Here is a 444-nt window from a genome sequence, read left to right on the forward strand (position 1 = left end):
ATGATCTATAACTTCATAACGAGAAACGAATTTTTTAGTGCGGGGGCTAAGGTGGTATCTAAATGCATCTGTATTTTCATGATGTTTGGCAAAATTTAAAGCCAGTAGATATTCTTGTTTTGTTATTTCTTCATGTTTGTTTCTATAGATGAAGATTTGAGCTTGGGTGTTTATTTTTTCAGGCTTACTATCTTTACGACGGTCTATTGGATCGGGTTTTATAATCTTTCTATCTAAAGAAAATCTAGCTTCTATAGCAGCAGCATAGGCGGTGGGATCACCTATGTTGCGTTTATTTTTTGAAATTAAACTTTTTGAAGGATCATTTTTGGTATGCTCATCTTCTATCTCATATCCTAGCTTTATCCCATCTGCATAAAGCCACAAAGGAGGAGTAAAAACACTATCAAAAAAGTCTTTCTCATCATTCTTATCGATTAAATG

General features: G+C 33.6%; 1 pseudogene. It reads right to left on the reverse strand.

The window, feature by feature from the left end:
• Nucleotides 1-444 (reverse strand): annotated as a pseudogene (locus tag CQA75_RS09320) (hypothetical protein); the annotation flags it as partial.

This window comes from Campylobacter taeniopygiae (assembly GCF_005406225.1).
Lineage (GTDB): Bacteria > Campylobacterota > Campylobacteria > Campylobacterales > Campylobacteraceae > Campylobacter_D > Campylobacter_D taeniopygiae.